Raw genomic sequence first — 15,966 nt, 5'->3', positions numbered from 1 at the left:
CTGCAGCGGCGTGCCGGCGGCCAGCGCTTAGCATTGCGGCATGCCGTCACGCACACGCTCTCCCCTCCTCCTGTCGCCTCCGAACCGGGCCGCCCTCGTCCTCTGCGCCGCGCTCGCGGGCGCCGCCCTCGCCCCACCGGCCCACGCCTTCTGGGGCCTGATCGGCAAGGCGGCGGGCAAAGCTGCGACGGCAGGAAAAGCGGCTGGCGTCGCGGGCAAGGGCGCAGCAGTCGGCGCCGGTGCGGTGGCGGCCGAAGGCGCAACCGGCGTGGCCGCCAAGGGTGCGATGGCGCTGGGCGACGACGCGGCGCATGCCGCCCAGGCCGGCTCGCGGGGCTTCGGCGGCGCGCATGAACTGAGCACCGTCAACGCCGCGCTGCCGCCCGAAGTCGCGGCCTACCTCGCCAAGCCGGCGAAGGAACTCACACCCAAGGACACCTCGCGCATGATGGACAACTACCGGCAGATGGTCGAGCGCGCCGGCAACAGCGGTGACTTCACCGCCGTCGAGCACATGCCGACCTCGGCGGGCACCGCACGCACGCTGCCTGCGCAGCCGGCCAAGGCTGCAGCACCGCAGCCGACAGGCGCTGCAGCCGCCACGTCGTCAGCCAGCTCGGGTGCGCTGCCCTTCCACGCGGTGCGCCTGCTGGCGCATGCCGCGCATGCAGGGAACAGGAGCGCACAGTCCGAACTCGATCGCGTATGCAAGGACGGCAGCGTGGCTTCGATGCGCTTCTCGAAGGAAACGCGCGCCACGCCGGAATTCAAGCAGGCCTGTGCGGACCGCAAGGCAGGCCGCGCGACACGCACCGCCGCGGCCAGCTGAGGAAAGACGAGGACCTCAGGCCAGCGTCGCGAGCCGGCGGACCATGTCGGCCTCCGCCTGCGGCAGCAGCGCCTGCACGGCGGCCACCCGCTCGGCCGGCGCCGTCCGCTGCACGGCGGCCCAGACCGAACCAGGGAAATGGCTGTCCCAGTCGAAGCGCGCGATCACATGCCAGTGCAGATGCGCCACCATGTTGCCGAGCGCGGCGATGTTGAGCTTGGTGGGCGCCAGCGCGTCGCGCAGGCATTGCTCCACGCGCACCACGGCCTCCATGCACAGCACGCGGTCGGCCGCGTCGAGGTCGGAAAACTCCGCGGCATGGTCTTGCCACACCACGCGATAGAAGGCCGGAAAGCCTTCTTCCTGTGCATGGACGACGCGCAACTTCGCGCCTTCGAACACAAGGCGCCCGCCGGGCGTCTCGCACAGCGGGCATCCCGTTACGGTCGTCATACCAGCACCCGCTCGATGCCGCCTTGGTTGGCCGCGGCCACGTAGTTCGGCATCCAGTCGTCGCCGAGCAGCTTGTTGGCCATCTCGACCACGATGTAGTCGGCTTCGAGCAGGCCGTTGTTCAGGTCGTTGCCGTAGCGCGAGAGGCCTTGCAGGCAGCTCGGGCAGCTGGTGAGGATCTTCACGTTCTCCTGTGCGCCGACCTTGCCGGCGTCGCGCAATGCGGCCTCCCCCTTCTTCAGTTCTTCTTCCTTGCGGAAGCGGATCTGCGTGGAGATGTCGGGCCGCGACACGCCCAGCGTGCCCGACTCACCGCAGCAGCGGTCGTTCTTGAGCACGTTGTCGCCGACCAGTGCCTTCACGGTTTTCATCGGGTCCTGCTGCTTCATCGGCGAATGGCAGGGGTCGTGGTACAGGTAGCCGCCGCCGCCCGCATCGGCCAGCGTGATGCCCTTTTCGAGCAGGTACTCGTGGATGTCGATGATCCGGCAGCCCGGGAAGATCTTGTCGAACTGGTAGCCCTGCAGCTGGTCGTAGCAGGTGCCGCAGCTCACCACCACGGTCTTGATGTCGAGGTAATTGAGCGTGTTGGCGACGCGGTGGAAGAGCACGCGGTTGTCCGTGATCATCTTCTCGGCCTTGTCGAACTGGCCGCTGCCGCGCTGCGGATAGCCGCAGCACAGGTAGCCCGGCGGCAGCACCGTCTGCACGCCCGCGTGCCAGAGCATCGCCTGCGTGGCCAGGCCCACCTGCGAGAACAAGCGCTCCGACCCGCAGCCCGGGAAGTAGAAGACCGCCTCGGTTTCCGAGGTGGTCGTCTTCGGGTCGCGGATGATCGGCACGTAGTCGGCGTCCTCGATGTCGAGCAGCGCGCGCGCCGTCTTCTTCGGCAGGTTGCCCGGCATCTTCTTGTTGATGAAGTGGATCACCTGCTCCTTGATCGGTGCAGGCCCCAGCGTGGCCGGAGGGAGCGCCGTCTGCTTCTTGGCCAGACCGCGCAGCAGGTCGTTGGCCAGGCGCTGCGCCTTGAAGCCGATGCCCACCATGCCCGCGCGAACCGTCTTGATGGTCTGCGGGTTGGTCGCGTTGAGGAAGAACATCGCGGCCGCGTTGCCGGGACGGAAGCTCTTCTGGCCCATCTTGCGCAGCAGGTTGCGCATGTTCATCGACACGTCGCCGAAGTCGATCTTCACGGGGCACGGCGTGAGGCACTTGTGGCACACGGTGCAGTGGTCGGCCACGTCCTCGAATTCTTCCCAGTGCTTGATGCTGATGCCGCGGCGCGTTTGCTCTTCGTAGAGGAAGGCCTCCACCAGCAGCGAAGTCGCAAGGATCTTGTTGCGCGGGCTGTACAGCAGGTTGGCGCGCGGCACGTGCGTGGCGCACACCGGCTTGCACTTGCCGCAGCGCAGGCAGTCCTTCACGCTGTCGGCAATGGCGCCGATGTCGCTCTGCTGCATGATCAGCGACTCGTGCCCCATGAGGCCGAAGCTCGGCGTGTAGGCGTTGGTCAGGTCGGCGTGCAGGGTCTGCGCCTGCCCCGCGGGCGCGCGCAGCAGCTTGCCCTTGTTGAAGCGGCCTTCGGGGTCGACGCGGGCCTTGTATTCGGTGAAGGGACGCAGCTCTTCGTCGCTGAGGAACTCGAGCTTCGTGATGCCGATGCCGTGCTCGCCCGAGATCACGCCGTCCAGGCTGCGGGCCAGCGCCATGATGCGCACCACCGCGGCATGCGCGGTCTGCAGCATCTCGTAGTTGTCGCTGTTCACGGGCAAGTTGGTGTGCACGTTGCCGTCGCCCGCGTGCATGTGCAGGGCGACCCACACGCGGCCCTTGAGCACCTGCTGGTGGATGGCGGTGCACTCGGCCAGGATCGGCCCGAACTCGGCGCCCGAAAAGATCTCTTGCAGCGGCTGGCGCAACTGGGTCTTCCAGCTTGCGCGCAGGGTGTGGTCCTGCAGCTGCGGGAACAGCGCGTCGACGTTCTGCAGCCAGCCGGCCCACAGCGCACGCACGTCGTGCACCAGCGCCACGGCCTGTGCCACGCGGTCTTCGAGCAGCTCGGCCGCGGGAATCTCGTGCGCGTCGTCGGTCTTGCCCAGTGGCAGGTTCCCGCGCGTGAGGAACGCTTCGAGTGCGTCGGTGAGGGCCAGCTTGTTCTGCAGCGACAGCTCGATGTTGATGCGCTCGATGCCGTCGCTGTACTCGGCCATGCGCGGCAGCGGAATCACCACGTCTTCGTTGATCTTGAAGGCGTTGGTGTGCTTGCTGATGGCGGCCGTGCGCTTGCGATCGAGCCAGAATTTCTTGCGCGCCTCGGGGCTGATGGCAATGAAACCTTCGCCGCTGCGCGAGTTGGCGATGCGCACCACTTCGGACGTGACGCGCGCCACCGCGTCGGCGTCGTCGCCCGCGATGTCGCCGAACAGCACCATCTTCGGCAGGCCGCCGTGCTTCTTCGACTTGGTGGCGTAGCCCACCGCCTTGAGGTAGCGGTCGTCCAGGTGCTCCAGGCCCGCCAGCAGCACGCCCGAGCGCTTCTGCTCGGCGAACATGAAGTCCTTGATCTCGACGATGCTGGGCACCGCGTCCTTGGCGTTGCCGAAGAATTCGAGGCACACCGTGCGCGTGTGCGAGGGCATCTTGTGCACCACCCAGCGGCAGCTGGTGATGAGACCGTCGCAGCCCTCTTTCTGGATGCCCGGCAGGCCCGAGAGGAACTTGTCGGTCACGTCCTTGCCCAGGCCTTCCTTGCGGAAGGTCTTGCCGGGAATGTCGAGGCGCTCGGTACGCAGCGGGGTCTTGCCGTCGGCTGCGTAGTACTGCAGCTCGAACACGGCGCTTTCAGCGTCGTGGATCTTGCCTAGGTTATGGCCGACGCGCGTGACTTCGAGCCATTCGGCCTGCGGCGTGACCATGCGCCAGGAGGCGAGATTGTCCAGCGCCGTACCCCAGAGCACGGCCTTCTTGCCGCCGGCGTTCATGGCGACGTTGCCGCCGACGCAAGAGGCCTCGGCAGAGGTCGGGTCGACCGCGAACACGAAGCCCGCGCGCTCGGCCGCGTCGGCCACGCGCTGCGTGACCACGCCGGCCTCGGTCCAGATGGTGGGCACGGGCGCGGCCAGGCCGGGCAGCGCGACGTGCTCGACCTCGGTCATGGCCTCGAGCTTCTCGGTGTTGATGACCACGCTCTTCCACGTGAGCGGAATGGCGCCGCCGGTGTAGCCGGTGCCGCCCCCGCGCGGGATGATGGTCAGGCCCAGCTCGATGCAGCCCTTGACCAGCAGCGCCATCTCGGCCTCGGTGTCGGGGCACAGCACGACGAACGGGTACTCGACGCGCCAGTCGGTGGCGTCGGTCACGTGCGACACGCGCGAGAGGCCGTCGAACTTGATGTTGTCCTTGGCCGTGAGCCGGCGCAGCACGCGCGTCGCCTTGCGGCGCAGGGCGGTGACGTCGCGGAAGGTGTCGTCGAAGGCGGCGACCGCCTGGCTGACGAGGCCGGTGAGTTCGCCCACCAATTGGTCGCGCGGCAGGTCGCTGTCGGGGGTGCGGCGCTTCTGCACTTCGCCCAGGCGGTGGCGCAGGGCATCGACCAGCTGGCCACGGCGGCGCGGGTTGTCGAGCAGGTCGTCGACGAGGTAGGGGTTGCGCTGCACCACCCAGATGTCGCCCAGCACCTCGTAGAGCATGCGTGCCGATCGGCCGGTGCGGCGCTCGGCGCGCAGGGTCTGCAGCAGGTCCCAGCCGCGTTCGCCCAGCAGGCGAATCACGATCTCCCGGTCGGAGAAGCTGGTGTAGTTGTAGGGGATCTCACGCAGTCGTACAGGCTCTGCGGCCTGTGACAACAGCGTATTCAACGCAGTCGGAGCATTCATCGGGTGGGGCCCTTGGCCAGGCGCTGCGCGCCCATGTAGCCGGGGGGTCGATTTTAGGGCAGGCCTTGGGCGATTTGCCTTGCCCTGCCGCTATTCCCTATCGCGGGCCCGCGGGGCCCCCGGCAGGCTCAGAACAGCACCCGGCTGCGAATCGTTCCCCCGACCTTCGCCAGCTTTTCCAGCGCCAGGTCGGACGAGGCGGCGTCGATGTCCATCACGACGTAGCCGATCTTCTCGTTGGTCTGCAGGAACTGGGACGAGATGTTGATGTTGTTGTCCGAGAAGATCTTGTTGATCTCGGACAGCACACCGGGCACGTTGCGGTGGATGTGCAGCAGGCGGTGCTTGCCCGGGTGCGCCGGCAGCGCCACCTCGGGAAAGTTGACCGACGAGGTCGAGGTGCCGTTGTCGCTGTACTTGACCAGCTTCTCGGCCACTTCGAGCCCGATGTTGGCCTGCGCCTCCATGGTCGAGCCGCCGATGTGCGGCGTGAGGATCACGTTGTCCAGGCCGCGCAGCGGCGACTGGAACTCGTCCTTGTTGGTGCGCGGCTCGACCGGGAACACGTCGATGGCGGCGCCCAGCAGCTTCTTGCTCTTCAGGGCCTCGGCCAGCGGTTCGATCTCGACCACCGTGCCGCGCGAGGCGTTGATCAGGATCGACCCCGGCTTCATGGCGGCGATCTCGGCCGCGCCGATCATCCACTGGGTGGCCTGCGTCTCGGGGACGTGCAGCGTCACGATGTCGCTCTGCGCCAGCAGTTGGTGCAGCTCGCGCACCTGGCGCGCGTTGCCCAGCGGCAGCTTGGTGACCACGTCGTAGAAGGCCACGTGCATGCCCAGCGCCTCGGCCAGCACCGACAGCTGCGCGCCGATGGAGCCGTAGCCCACGATGCCCAGCGTCTTGCCGCGGATTTCGAAAGCGTTCTCGGCCGACTTGAGCCAGCCGCCGCGGTGCGCCACGGCGCTTTTCTCGGGCACGCCGCGCAAGAGCAGGATCGCTTCGGCCAGCACCAGTTCGGCCACCGAGCGGGTGTTGGAGTACGGGGCGTTGAACACGGCCACGCCATGCTCGCGGGCGGCTTCGAGATCGACCTGGTTGGTGCCGATGCAGAAGCACCCGGCCGCCACCAGCTTGTGCGCGGCAGCGAACACCTCGGCCGTCAGCTGGGTGCGCGAGCGGATGCCCACGAAGTGGACGTCGGCGATCTTGGCCTTGAGCTCAGCGTCGGGCAGCGCCCCCGGCAGCGACTCGATGTGGGTGTAGCCGGCGGCGCGCAGCACCTCCACGGCCGAGGGGTGGATGCCTTCGAGCAAAAGGAACTTGATCCTGCTTTTGTCGAGGGAGGTTTTGCTGCTCATGGCGTACTCAGGAAGACCCCGGCCATGGCGACAGGCTAGGCCAGAAAAAGGGGAGGACGATGCTAGCATGGTGCAGCGCAGCAACCGCCCCGCAACCCGCGCCGGGCTTGACGCGAAAGGGGTTTCCCCCGATTGGAATAGCCCCCGGGTCCGTGCCCCAATGTGACGCGGCTGTGTCACGCACATGCCATAGCATTCGCGCTTTCCATTTTTTCCCCGAGGAGACTTCATGCGATTCAAGACGCTCGCGTTGGCATCGGCGCTGGCCGCCACACTGTTCAATGCAGCCCAGGCCCAGACCGAAATCCAGTGGTGGCATTCCATGACCGCCGTCAACAACGAGTGGGTCAACGACCTGGCCAAGCAGTTCAACGAAAGCCAGAAGGACTACAAGGTCGTCCCGACCTTCAAGGGCACGTACGACGAATCCATGACGGCGTCCATCGCGGCCTTCCGCGCCGGCAACGCGCCGCACATCCTGCAGGTGTTCGAAGTGGGCACCGCCACCATGATGGCCAGCAAGGGCGCGATCATCCCGGTCGGCCAGGTCATGAAGGACGCAGGCGAGAAGTTCGATCCGGCCGCCTACATCCCCGCCGTGGCCGGTTACTACACCGCCCCCAACGGCCAGATGCTGAGCTTCCCGTTCAACAGCTCGACCACGATCTTCTATTTCAACAAGGACGCCTTCAAGGCCGCCGGCCTGCCCACCGACAAGGCGCCCGCCACCTGGCCCGAAGTGGTGGCCGCCGCCGCCAAGCTCAAGGCCAGCGGCCACAAGTGCCCGTTCACCACGGCCTGGCAGAACTGGACGCAGGTCGAGAGCTTCTCGGCCTGGCACAACGTCGAGTTCGCCAGCAAGGCCAACGGCCTGCAGGGCCTGGACGCGCGCCTGAAGGTGAATTCGCCGTTGCACCAGCGCCACATCGAGAACCTGGCCAGCATGTCCAAGCAGGGCCTGTTCATCTACAAGGGCCGCGGCAACGTGCCCGAGGCCTCGTTCGTGTCGGGCGAGTGCGCCATGATCAACACGTCGTCGGGCTTCTACGGCAACGTGGCCAAGAACGCCAAGTTCGCCTACGGCCTGGCGCCCCTGCCCTACTACCCGGACGTGCCGGGCGCGCCGCAGAACACCGTGATCGGCGGCGCCAGCCTGTGGGTCATGTCGGGCAAGAAGGCCGCCGAGTACAAGGGCGTGGCCAAGTTCTTCAGCTTCATCTCGACGCCTGAAGTGCAGTCCGCAAGCCACAAGCGCACCGGCTACCTGCCGGTGACCACGGCTTCGTACAAGCTCACCGAAGACTCGGGCTTCTACAAGCAGAATCCCGGCACCGACGTGGCCGTGACGCAGATGATCCGCAAGGTCACCGACAAGAGCCGCGGCATCCGCCTGGGCAACTACGTGCAGATCCGCGCCATCGAGGACGAAGAGCTCGAACAGGTCTGGGGTGGCAAGAAGACCGCCAAGGAAGCCCTCGATTCGATCGTGACCCGTGGCAACGAACAGCTGGAACGCTTCCAAAAGGCGAACAAAAGCTAACGATTGAAAACCCGGACCCCGTGTCCGGCTAATATCGCCCGCCCCCGCACGTCCTTTCTTCAGGGCGCGCCGGGCGGGATTTTTTATGTAGGGGCTTCATGGAAAAACGCGTTTTCTTTCGCTCGGGCTGGTTGCCCTGGCTGCTGCTGACACCGCAGATGGCGGTGATCCTCGTGTTTTTCTTCTGGCCGGCCGGCCAGGCGCTGCTTCAGTCACTGCAGCAGCAGGACGCGTTCGGCACGTCGGTCGAGTTCGTCGGGCTCGACAACTTCCGCCAGCTCTTCGACGATCCGGCCTATGCCGAGTCGTTCAAGACCACCGCCCTGTTCTCGGTGCTGGTGGCCGGCATCGGCATCAGCCTGTCGCTGATGCTGGCCGTGTTCGCCGACCGCATCACCCGCGGCGGCATGTTCTACAAGACCATGCTGATCCTGCCGTACGCCGTGGCGCCCGCCGTGGCGGCCGTGCTGTGGGTCTTCATGTTCTCGCCCTCGCTGGGCGTGGTGGCCTATGCGCTGGGCAAGATCGGCATCAACTGGAACCACCTGCTCGACTCGGGCCACGCCATGACGCTGATCGTGATGGCCTCGGTGTGGAAGCAGATCTCGTACAACTTCCTGTTCTTCCTGGCCGGCCTGCAATCGATTCCGAAATCGCTGATCGAGGCCGCGGCCATCGACGGTGCGCGCCCGTGGCGCCGCTTCTGGACCGTGCAGTTCCCGCTGCTGTCGCCCACCACCTTCTTCCTGCTGGTGATCAACGTGGTCTACGCCTTCTTCGACACCTTCGCGATCGTCGATGCGGCCACGCAGGGCGGCCCGGGCAAGGACACGACCATCCTGGTCTACAAGGTCTACCACGACGGTTTCAAGGGCCTGGACCTGGGCGGCTCGGCCGCGCAGTCGGTGGTGCTGATGGTGATCGTGGTGGCGCTGACGGTCATCCAGTTCCGCTACGTCGAGAAGAAAGTGCAGTACTGATGAAGCAACAAGAACAAATCGAATTCGGCGGGGCGCAGCATGGTTGAGAAACGCGGCACGCAGGGCATCCTGGCCCACGTCATCATGATCCTGGGCGTGTTCATCGTCGCCTTCCCGCTCTACCTGGCGTTCGTGGCGTCCACGCACACGGCCCAGGAGATCGTGCAGGCGCCGATGCCCCTCACGCCGGGCTCGAACATCGTCGACAGCTACAAGGGCGCGCTGTTCGGGCGCGAGAGCAGCGCGGGCTCCAACGCCCCCGTGGCGCACATGATGTGGGTGAGCTTCGTGACGGCCATGGTCATCGCCATCGGCAAGATCGCCATCTCGCTGCTGTCGGCCTTCGCCATCGTGTACTTCCGCTTCCCGTTCAAGAAGATCTGCTTCTGGGCCATCTTCGTGACGCTGATGCTGCCGGTGGAGGTGCGCATCCTGCCCACCTACAAGGTGCTGTCCGACCTGAACATGCTGAACACCTACGCGGGCCTGACGGTGCCGCTGATCGCGTCGGCCACGGCGACCTTCCTGTTTCGCCAGTTCTTCCTCACGGTGCCCGACGAACTCACCGAGGCGTCGCGCATGGACGGCGCGAGCCCCATGCGCTTTTTCTTTGACGTGCTGCTGCCACTGTCGAAGACCTCGATCGCGGCGCTGTTCGTGATCCAGTTCATCTACGGCTGGAACCAGTACCTGTGGCCGCTGCTCGCGACCACGAGCGAAGACATGTACCCCGTGGTGGTTGGCATCAAGCGGATGATTGCCGGCGGCGACGGACAGAACGAATGGAACGTCGTGATGGCCACCGCCATCCTGGCGATGCTGCCGCCCGCGCTGGTGGTGATCCTGATGCAAAAGTGGTTCGTCAAGGGCCTCGTGGACACTGAAAAATAACTATGGCTGCTCTCTCTCTACGCAACGTCATCAAGCGCTACGGCCACGGGCCGAAAGCCAACCAGGTCATCCACGGCGTGAGCGCCGAGATCGCCGACCATGAATTCATCGTCATCGTCGGCCCTTCGGGCTGCGGCAAATCGACGCTGCTGCGCATGGTGGCCGGCCTCGAGGAAATCTCGGCCGGCGAGATCGCCATCGGCGGCAAGGTGGTGAACCAGCTCGAACCCTCCGAGCGCGACATCGCCATGGTGTTCCAGAACTACGCGCTGTACCCGCACATGAGCGTGTTCGCGAACATGGCCTACGGCCTGAAGATCGCCAAGGTGCCGACGGCCGAGATCAAGGTGCGCGTCGACAAGGCGGCCAAGATCCTCGAACTGGGCCACCTGCTCGAGCGCAAGCCGCGCGAACTCTCGGGCGGCCAGCGCCAGCGCGTGGCCATGGGCCGCGCCATCGTGCGCCAGCCGCGCGTGTTCCTGTTCGACGAACCGCTGTCGAACCTCGACGCCAAGCTGCGCGCGCAGACCCGCCTCGAAATCCAGAAGCTGCACCGCGAGCTCGGCATCACCTCGCTGTTCGTCACGCACGACCAGGTCGAGGCCATGACGCTGGCGCAACGCATCATCGTGATGAACGGCGGCGTGATGGACCAGTTCGCCACGCCCGAAGAGGTGTATTCCAGGCCCGCCACCACTTTCGTGGCGAGCTTCATCGGCTCGCCGCCGATGAACCTGCTCAAGCACGCGCCGGGCGTGCGCCCGGGCCAGATCCTGGGCATCCGCCCCGAGCACATGAAGCTCGACGAAAGCGGCTGGACCGTACAGGTCGAGCAGGTCGAACTGCTGGGCGCCGAGCGCCTGGTGTACGGGCGCATTGGCGAGGAGCAGATCATCATGCGCACCGACGAAGGCGACCACCCGCCGGTGGCCGGCGACACGGTGAAGATCGCCGCGCGCGAAGACAAGCTCCATTGGTTCGACGCCGGCTCCGGCAAGCGCGCCGACTGAGCGATGGCCGAACGCAGCCCCTGGCCCTACCCCCGCTGGGTCGCGCACCGCGGCGCCGGCAAGCTGGCCCCTGAAAACACGCTCGCAGCCTTCCGCTTCGGCGCGTCGCACGGCTACCGCATGTTCGAGTGCGACGCCAAGCTCAGCGCCGACGGCGTGGTGTTCCTGATGCACGACGCCACGCTCGATCGCACCACCAACGGCCACGGCATTGGCGGCCAGCAGGCGTGGGGCGCGCTGTCGCAGCTCGACGCCGGCGGCTGGCATTCGCGCGCCTTCGCGGGCGAGCCGCTGCCCACGCTGGAGAACCTGGCGCGCTTCTGCCTGGCCAACGACCTGCTGCTGAACATCGAGATCAAGCCCACGCCCGGCACCGAACGCGAGACCGGCGAAGTGGTGGCACGCGAAGCCGCGCGCCTCTGGCAAGGTGCGGCCGTGCCGCCGCTGCTCACCTCGTTCCAGATCGACGCGCTGAAGGGCGCGCAGGCGGTACAGCCCGAGCTGCCGCGCGGCCTGCTGCTCGACACGCTCTGGAACGGCTGGCTCGACACGGCATTGAGCCTGGGTTGTCAGGCCATCGTCTGCAACCACGCGCTGTGGGACGCCGCCACGGTGGCGCAGGTGCACGACGCAGGCCTGCGCTCGCTGAGCTACACGGTGAACGACGACTGGGCCGCGCAGCGGCTCATCGACCTGGGCACCGACGGCATCATCACCGACCGGGTCGACCTGTTCAGCCCCGCGGGCTGACGCTGCATTTCTTACCCGTTCTTACGTCATGGCGGCTTCTATGATGCGGCCATGAATCGGACCTCTCGCCTGGCGGGCCCGCGCCTTCCCGCCCTCCTGGCCGTGTTGACCGTGTGGGCCCTGCTGACGTGCGGTGTCGCCCTCGCGCAGCCCGACGCCAGCATGAACGCCGGCAACGGCAACCCCAACAACAGCGCCAACACCGCTGCGGCTGCCGCAGCCCCGCCGCCCACCATCGCGGAGCTGCGCGCGCAGTTCGCCCGCATCGCGCCCACGGGCAAGGCCAATGCCAGCGTCGTTCCGGGCGCCGAAGACGATGCCCGCAAGCAGCTCGCGCAGATCAACGAGATCGGCGTGCAGGCCGACAAGTTCGTCGCCGCCCGCACCAGCGAACTGGCCGACCTGAACGCGCGGCTCGGCGAACTCGGCAACCCGCCCGCCGCCGGCGCCACCGAAGACCCCAACATCACGCGCCAGCGCGCGCAGCTGACCAAGGAGCGCAATGCGCTCGATGCGGACATCCGCCTGGCCCGGCTGCTGGCGATCGACGTGCGCCAGCGCGGCACCGACGTGGTGTCGCAGCGGCGCCAGCAGTTCGAGGCCGAACTCACCAGCCGTGCCGCCTCGCCGCTCGGTGGCGAGTTCTGGGACGACCTGCGCGAGGCCTGGCCCGACGACCTGGCCCGGCTGCAGGCCATTGGATCGGCGCTCGGCGAAGGTTTCGATCAGGCGCTGCAGCCCGAAAGCCGCACGCCGGTCATCGCCGCCTTCATCGGCGCGCTGCTGCTCGCATGGCTGGGCGTCTGGGCCGCCGAGCGCGGGCTGACACGACTGGCCACGCGCGTGCTGCCGGCCGGGCGGCTGCGCCGCTCGCTGCTGGTGATCGCCATCGTCGCCACGCACGTGCTGCTGGTCGCCGTGGCGGCGCATGGCGTCGTCGAAGTGCTCAAGGCCCACGCGATGTGGGACGCGCAGGCGCGCAAGGCGCTGCAATCGACGGCGCAGACGCTGACCTTCATGGCCTTCATCATCGGCCTGGGACGCGGGCTGCTGGCCACGGGACGGCCGTCGTGGCGCCTGCCGGCCATTCCCGACCTCACGGCCCAGCGCCTGTCGGCGCTGCCGTGGCTGGTGGCGCTGGTGGCCGCACTGGCGTGGACGCCCGCCGAGATCAACGCGCTCATCGACGCCAGCTTTGCCGCTGTGGTCGCCACGCACGTGGCGACGGCGCTGCTGCTCACCGCGCTGGTCGGCACCGTCGTGTACCGCCTGAAGGCGCTGCGCGCCGACGCACCCGACGCCGGCCTGCCGGAGCGGCCGATGTGGGTCGGGGTGCTGGTGGCGCTGATCGTGGTGCTCGTGATCGCGATCTGGGTGCTGGTGGCTTTCGGCTACGTGGCGCTGGCGAGCTTCCTGGCCTCGCAGCTGACCTGGAGCGGCATCGTCGCGGCGGCGTTCTACGTGCTGTTCAAGTTCGCCGACGACGTGTTCATGTCCACGGTGTCCTCGCGCAGCGCCTCCGGCCAGCGCCTGCAGAAGAGTTTCAGCCTCGCGCCGCAGACGCTCGACCAGGCGGCCACGGTGCTCTCGGGCCTGAGCCGCGTGGCCCTGTTCTTCTACATGCTGGTGGCGCTGGCCGCGCCGCTGGGCACGGGCCCGGGCGAGGTGTTCCAGCGAGGCGGCAAGCTCGGCACCGGCGTGAAGGTGGGCGAATTCGAGCTGGTACCGGGCGCGATCCTCAGCGCCGTGGCGGTGGCGGTGATCGGCTTCATCGTGCTGCGGGTGTTCAAGCGCTGGCTGTCGCGCAGCTACCTGCCGAGCACGCAGTTCGAGCCAGGCATGCAGAGCTCGATCACCACGCTGCTGGGCTACGTGGGCGGCATCCTGGTGGTGGCGTTCTCGCTGTCGGCGCTGGGCATCGGCATCGAGCGCATCGCGTGGGTGGCCAGCGCCCTGTCGGTGGGCATCGGTTTTGGACTGCAGGCCATCGTGCAGAACTTCATCTCGGGACTGATCCTGCTGGCCGAGCAGCCGGTGAAGGTGGGCGACTGGGTGGTGCTGGGCACCACCGAGGGCGACGTGCGGCGCATCAACGTGCGTGCCACGGAAATCCAGCTGGGCGACCGCTCGACGCTGATCGTGCCGAACTCGGAGTTCATCACCAAGACCGTGCGCAACATGACGCTGGCCAACGCCGAGGGCCGCGTGCTGATCCGCCTGCCGATGCCGCTGACCACCGACGCGCAGCGCGTGCGCGAGCTGATCCTGGAGGCCTGCCGCGCGCACGAGGGCGTGCTGGAAACGCCGGCGCCCTCGCTCACGCTCGAAGGCATCGAGAACGGGCTGCTGATCTTCCAGGCCATTGCCTACGTGCCGAGCCCCCGGCTGGCAGGTGGCGTGCGCAGCGACCTGCTGTTCACGATCCTCGATGCGCTCAAGCAGGCCGACCTGCCGCTGGCCACGCCAACAACGCTCGTGATGGCGGCGGCCGCGCCGGTGCTGCCCGCCGAACCCTCGCCGGCGCCGGCCACACCCGCCTCGCCTTTGCCGGGCACCACCAGCACCTGAGCGAACGGCGCACCCTTTGCTCTATTCGAGCGGCAGCGCCCCCGTGCACTTGATCTCGTTCAGGCACACGCTGGAGCGCACGGCCGACACGCCCGGCATGTGCATCAGCGTGTGCATCAAGAACTGCGACAGCGCCTCCAGGTCGCGCGCGACCACCTTGAGCACATAGTCGAAGTCACCGGTCACCGAGTAGCACTCCAGGATCTGGCGCATGTCCGCGATCAGGTCCTGGAACTTGGGCAGCTCGTCGACGTGGCCGCGTGCCATCGTGACGTGGATGAAGGCGATCACGCCCAGCCCGATATGGCGTGCATTCAGCCGCGCGGCGTAGCCACTGATCAGCCCCAGCTCCTCGAGCCGCCGGTGGCGCCGCAGGCACTGCGCGGGCGAGAGCTGAGCCACCTCGGCCAGGTCCAGGTTGGACGCGCGGCCGTGCGCCTGGAGGTGGTCCAGAATCCGTCGGTCGGTCCGGTCGAGTTCGATGATCTGCAATTTTGTCTCCCCATGTGCATCAATGATGCAATTATGTTTCTCAAAGCGGGGAAAGCCCGAGGCGCTCATGCACCTTAATTGTGCAAAGTACGATCTAGACTTCGACGCGCCCGGACGGCGTTGCGCCACGCCGGGCCGCTGAATTGCGCGCCCTGGTGCTTTGCCGGTGCCTTGCCGGCCGCTTCGAATGCACCCACACCCCTTTCCCGACCCGGAGACCCTTACGTGAAAAACGCTTTGCTTCGCACCCCCTTCAGCGCCGTGGCCCTGGCCCTTGGCGTGCTCGCCGCCGCACCGGCGCTGGCCGCCGACAAGTCGGTCGCCGTGACCGCCATCGTCGAGCACCCGGCGCTGGACGCCGTGCGCGACGGCGTGAAGGAAGAGCTGAAGGCCGCCGGCTATGAAGCGGGCAAGAACCTCAAGTTCAGCTACCAGAGCGCCCAGGGCAACGTGGGCACTGCCGCCCAGATCGCCCGCAAGTACGTGGGCGATGCGCCCGACGTGATCGTCGCCATCGCCACGCCGTCGGCGCAGGCGACCGTGGCCGCCACCAAGACGATTCCCGTCGTGTACTCGGCCATCACCGACCCGGTGGCCGCCAAGCTGGTGAAGAACTGGGAGCCCTCGGGCACCAACGTGACGGGCGTGTCCGACCTGTCGCCGCTGGAGAAGCACATCGACCTGATCAAGAAGGTCGTGCCGAACGCCAAGCGCATCGGCGTGATCTACAGCCCCGGCGAAGCCAACTCGGTGGCCATCGTCGAGTCGCTCAAGAAGGCCGCCTCGGCCGCCGGCATGACGGTGGTCGAAGCCGCCGCCGCGCGCACCGTCGACGTGCCGACCGCTGCCCAGAGCCTGGTCGGCAAGGCCGACGTGATCTACACGCCCACCGACAACAACGTGGTCTCGGCCTTCGAGGGCATCGTGAAGGTGGCGCAGCAGGCCAAGCTGCCTGTGGTGGCCGCCGACACTGCCACCGTCGAGCGCGGCGCCGTGGCCGCGCTGGGCCTGAACTACACCGACATCGGCCGCCAGACCGGCAAGATCGTGGTGCGCATCCTCAAGGGCGAGAAGCCCGGCACCATCGCCTCGCAGACCAGCACCAACTTCGAGCTGGTGGTGAACCCCGGCGCGGCCAAGCTGCAGGGCGTGACCCTGTCGGACGCGCTGCTGAAGTCGGCGAAGGTCGTCAGCACCAAGTAAACGCCGCCCCGGCG

General features: G+C 67.3%; 12 protein-coding genes. 8 read left to right on the top strand and 4 right to left on the bottom strand.

What is annotated here, in order from left to right; all coding sequences use genetic code 11:
- The first annotated feature begins 40 nt into the window (after positions 1 to 40).
- A complete protein-coding gene (locus tag ASD34_RS13750; RefSeq protein ID WP_056578280.1) occupies positions 41 to 829 on the top strand; it encodes a hypothetical protein in 789 nt (262 codons plus the stop codon).
- 15 nt (positions 830 to 844) lie between these two features.
- On the opposite strand, the gene ASD34_RS13745 is transcribed toward ASD34_RS13750, so the two are convergent.
- The 3 genes from ASD34_RS13745 to serA all read right to left on the bottom strand — a co-directional run bounded on the left by ASD34_RS13745 (position 845) and on the right by serA (position 6,518).
- On the bottom strand, positions 845 to 1,282 hold the full coding sequence (locus tag ASD34_RS13745; RefSeq protein WP_056578278.1) for an HIT family protein: 438 nt from the start codon (positions 1,280 to 1,282) through the stop codon (positions 845 to 847).
- Positions 1,279 to 5,157 carry a DUF3683 domain-containing protein gene (locus tag ASD34_RS13740; protein WP_056578276.1) on the bottom strand — a complete coding sequence of 1,293 codons (3,879 nt, stop codon included), beginning with the start codon at positions 5,155 to 5,157 and terminating at the stop codon, positions 1,279 to 1,281. Before ASD34_RS13740 ends, ASD34_RS13745 begins: the two co-directional genes overlap by 4 nt.
- Positions 5,158 to 5,285: 128 nt before the next feature.
- Positions 5,286 to 6,518 carry a phosphoglycerate dehydrogenase gene (gene serA / locus ASD34_RS13735; RefSeq protein ID WP_056578274.1) on the bottom strand — a complete coding sequence of 411 codons (1,233 nt, stop codon included), beginning with the start codon at positions 6,516 to 6,518 and terminating at the stop codon, positions 5,286 to 5,288.
- A gap of 229 nt (positions 6,519 to 6,747) precedes the next feature.
- Between serA and ugpB the strand changes: the two genes are divergently transcribed.
- The 6 genes from ugpB (at position 6,748) to ASD34_RS13705 (ending at position 14,257) form a co-directional block, all read left to right on the top strand.
- Positions 6,748 to 8,058: a sn-glycerol-3-phosphate ABC transporter substrate-binding protein UgpB gene (ugpB, locus tag ASD34_RS13730; RefSeq protein WP_056578272.1), complete on the top strand. Its 1,311-nt coding sequence runs from the start codon at positions 6,748 to 6,750 to the stop codon at positions 8,056 to 8,058.
- Positions 8,059 to 8,156: 98 nt separating this feature from the next.
- Positions 8,157 to 9,038 (top strand): sn-glycerol-3-phosphate ABC transporter permease UgpA, encoded by an 882-nt coding sequence (gene ugpA / locus ASD34_RS13725; RefSeq protein WP_056578269.1) that lies wholly within the window; start codon positions 8,157 to 8,159, stop codon positions 9,036 to 9,038.
- A gap of 39 nt (positions 9,039 to 9,077) precedes the next feature.
- The gene (ugpE, locus tag ASD34_RS13720) at positions 9,078 to 9,929 is read left to right on the top strand and encodes a sn-glycerol-3-phosphate ABC transporter permease UgpE (protein WP_056578267.1); all 852 of its coding nucleotides are present in this window, start codon (positions 9,078 to 9,080) and stop codon (positions 9,927 to 9,929) included.
- A 2-nt stretch (positions 9,930 to 9,931) separates the two neighbouring features.
- Positions 9,932 to 10,939 (top strand): sn-glycerol-3-phosphate ABC transporter ATP-binding protein UgpC, encoded by a 1,008-nt coding sequence (ugpC, locus tag ASD34_RS13715; protein WP_056578265.1) that lies wholly within the window; start codon positions 9,932 to 9,934, stop codon positions 10,937 to 10,939.
- 3 nt (positions 10,940 to 10,942) lie between these two features.
- The gene (gene ugpQ, locus ASD34_RS13710) at positions 10,943 to 11,689 is read left to right on the top strand and encodes a glycerophosphodiester phosphodiesterase (protein ID WP_056578264.1); all 747 of its coding nucleotides are present in this window, start codon (positions 10,943 to 10,945) and stop codon (positions 11,687 to 11,689) included.
- 51 nt (positions 11,690 to 11,740) lie between these two features.
- Positions 11,741 to 14,257, top strand: coding sequence for a DUF3772 domain-containing protein (locus ASD34_RS13705; RefSeq protein WP_056578262.1), 2,517 nt, complete (start codon positions 11,741 to 11,743; stop codon positions 14,255 to 14,257).
- A 21-nt stretch (positions 14,258 to 14,278) separates the two neighbouring features.
- Here the strand turns inward: ASD34_RS13705 and ASD34_RS13700 are convergent, their stop codons facing one another.
- The gene (locus ASD34_RS13700; RefSeq protein ID WP_056578260.1) at positions 14,279 to 14,749 is read right to left on the bottom strand and encodes an Lrp/AsnC family transcriptional regulator; all 471 of its coding nucleotides are present in this window, start codon (positions 14,747 to 14,749) and stop codon (positions 14,279 to 14,281) included.
- Positions 14,750 to 14,974: 225 nt separating this feature from the next.
- Between ASD34_RS13700 and ASD34_RS13695 the strand changes: the two genes are divergently transcribed.
- Entirely contained in the window at positions 14,975 to 15,952 is a 978-nt protein-coding gene (locus ASD34_RS13695; protein WP_200937588.1) for an ABC transporter substrate-binding protein, read from the top strand.
- Positions 15,953 to 15,966 lie beyond the last annotated feature (14 nt).

It is taken from the genome of Variovorax sp. Root473 (genome assembly GCF_001426505.1).
Classification (GTDB): Bacteria; Pseudomonadota; Gammaproteobacteria; order Burkholderiales; family Burkholderiaceae_C; genus Variovorax.
This window is presented reverse-complemented; position numbering and strand designations above follow the sequence as displayed.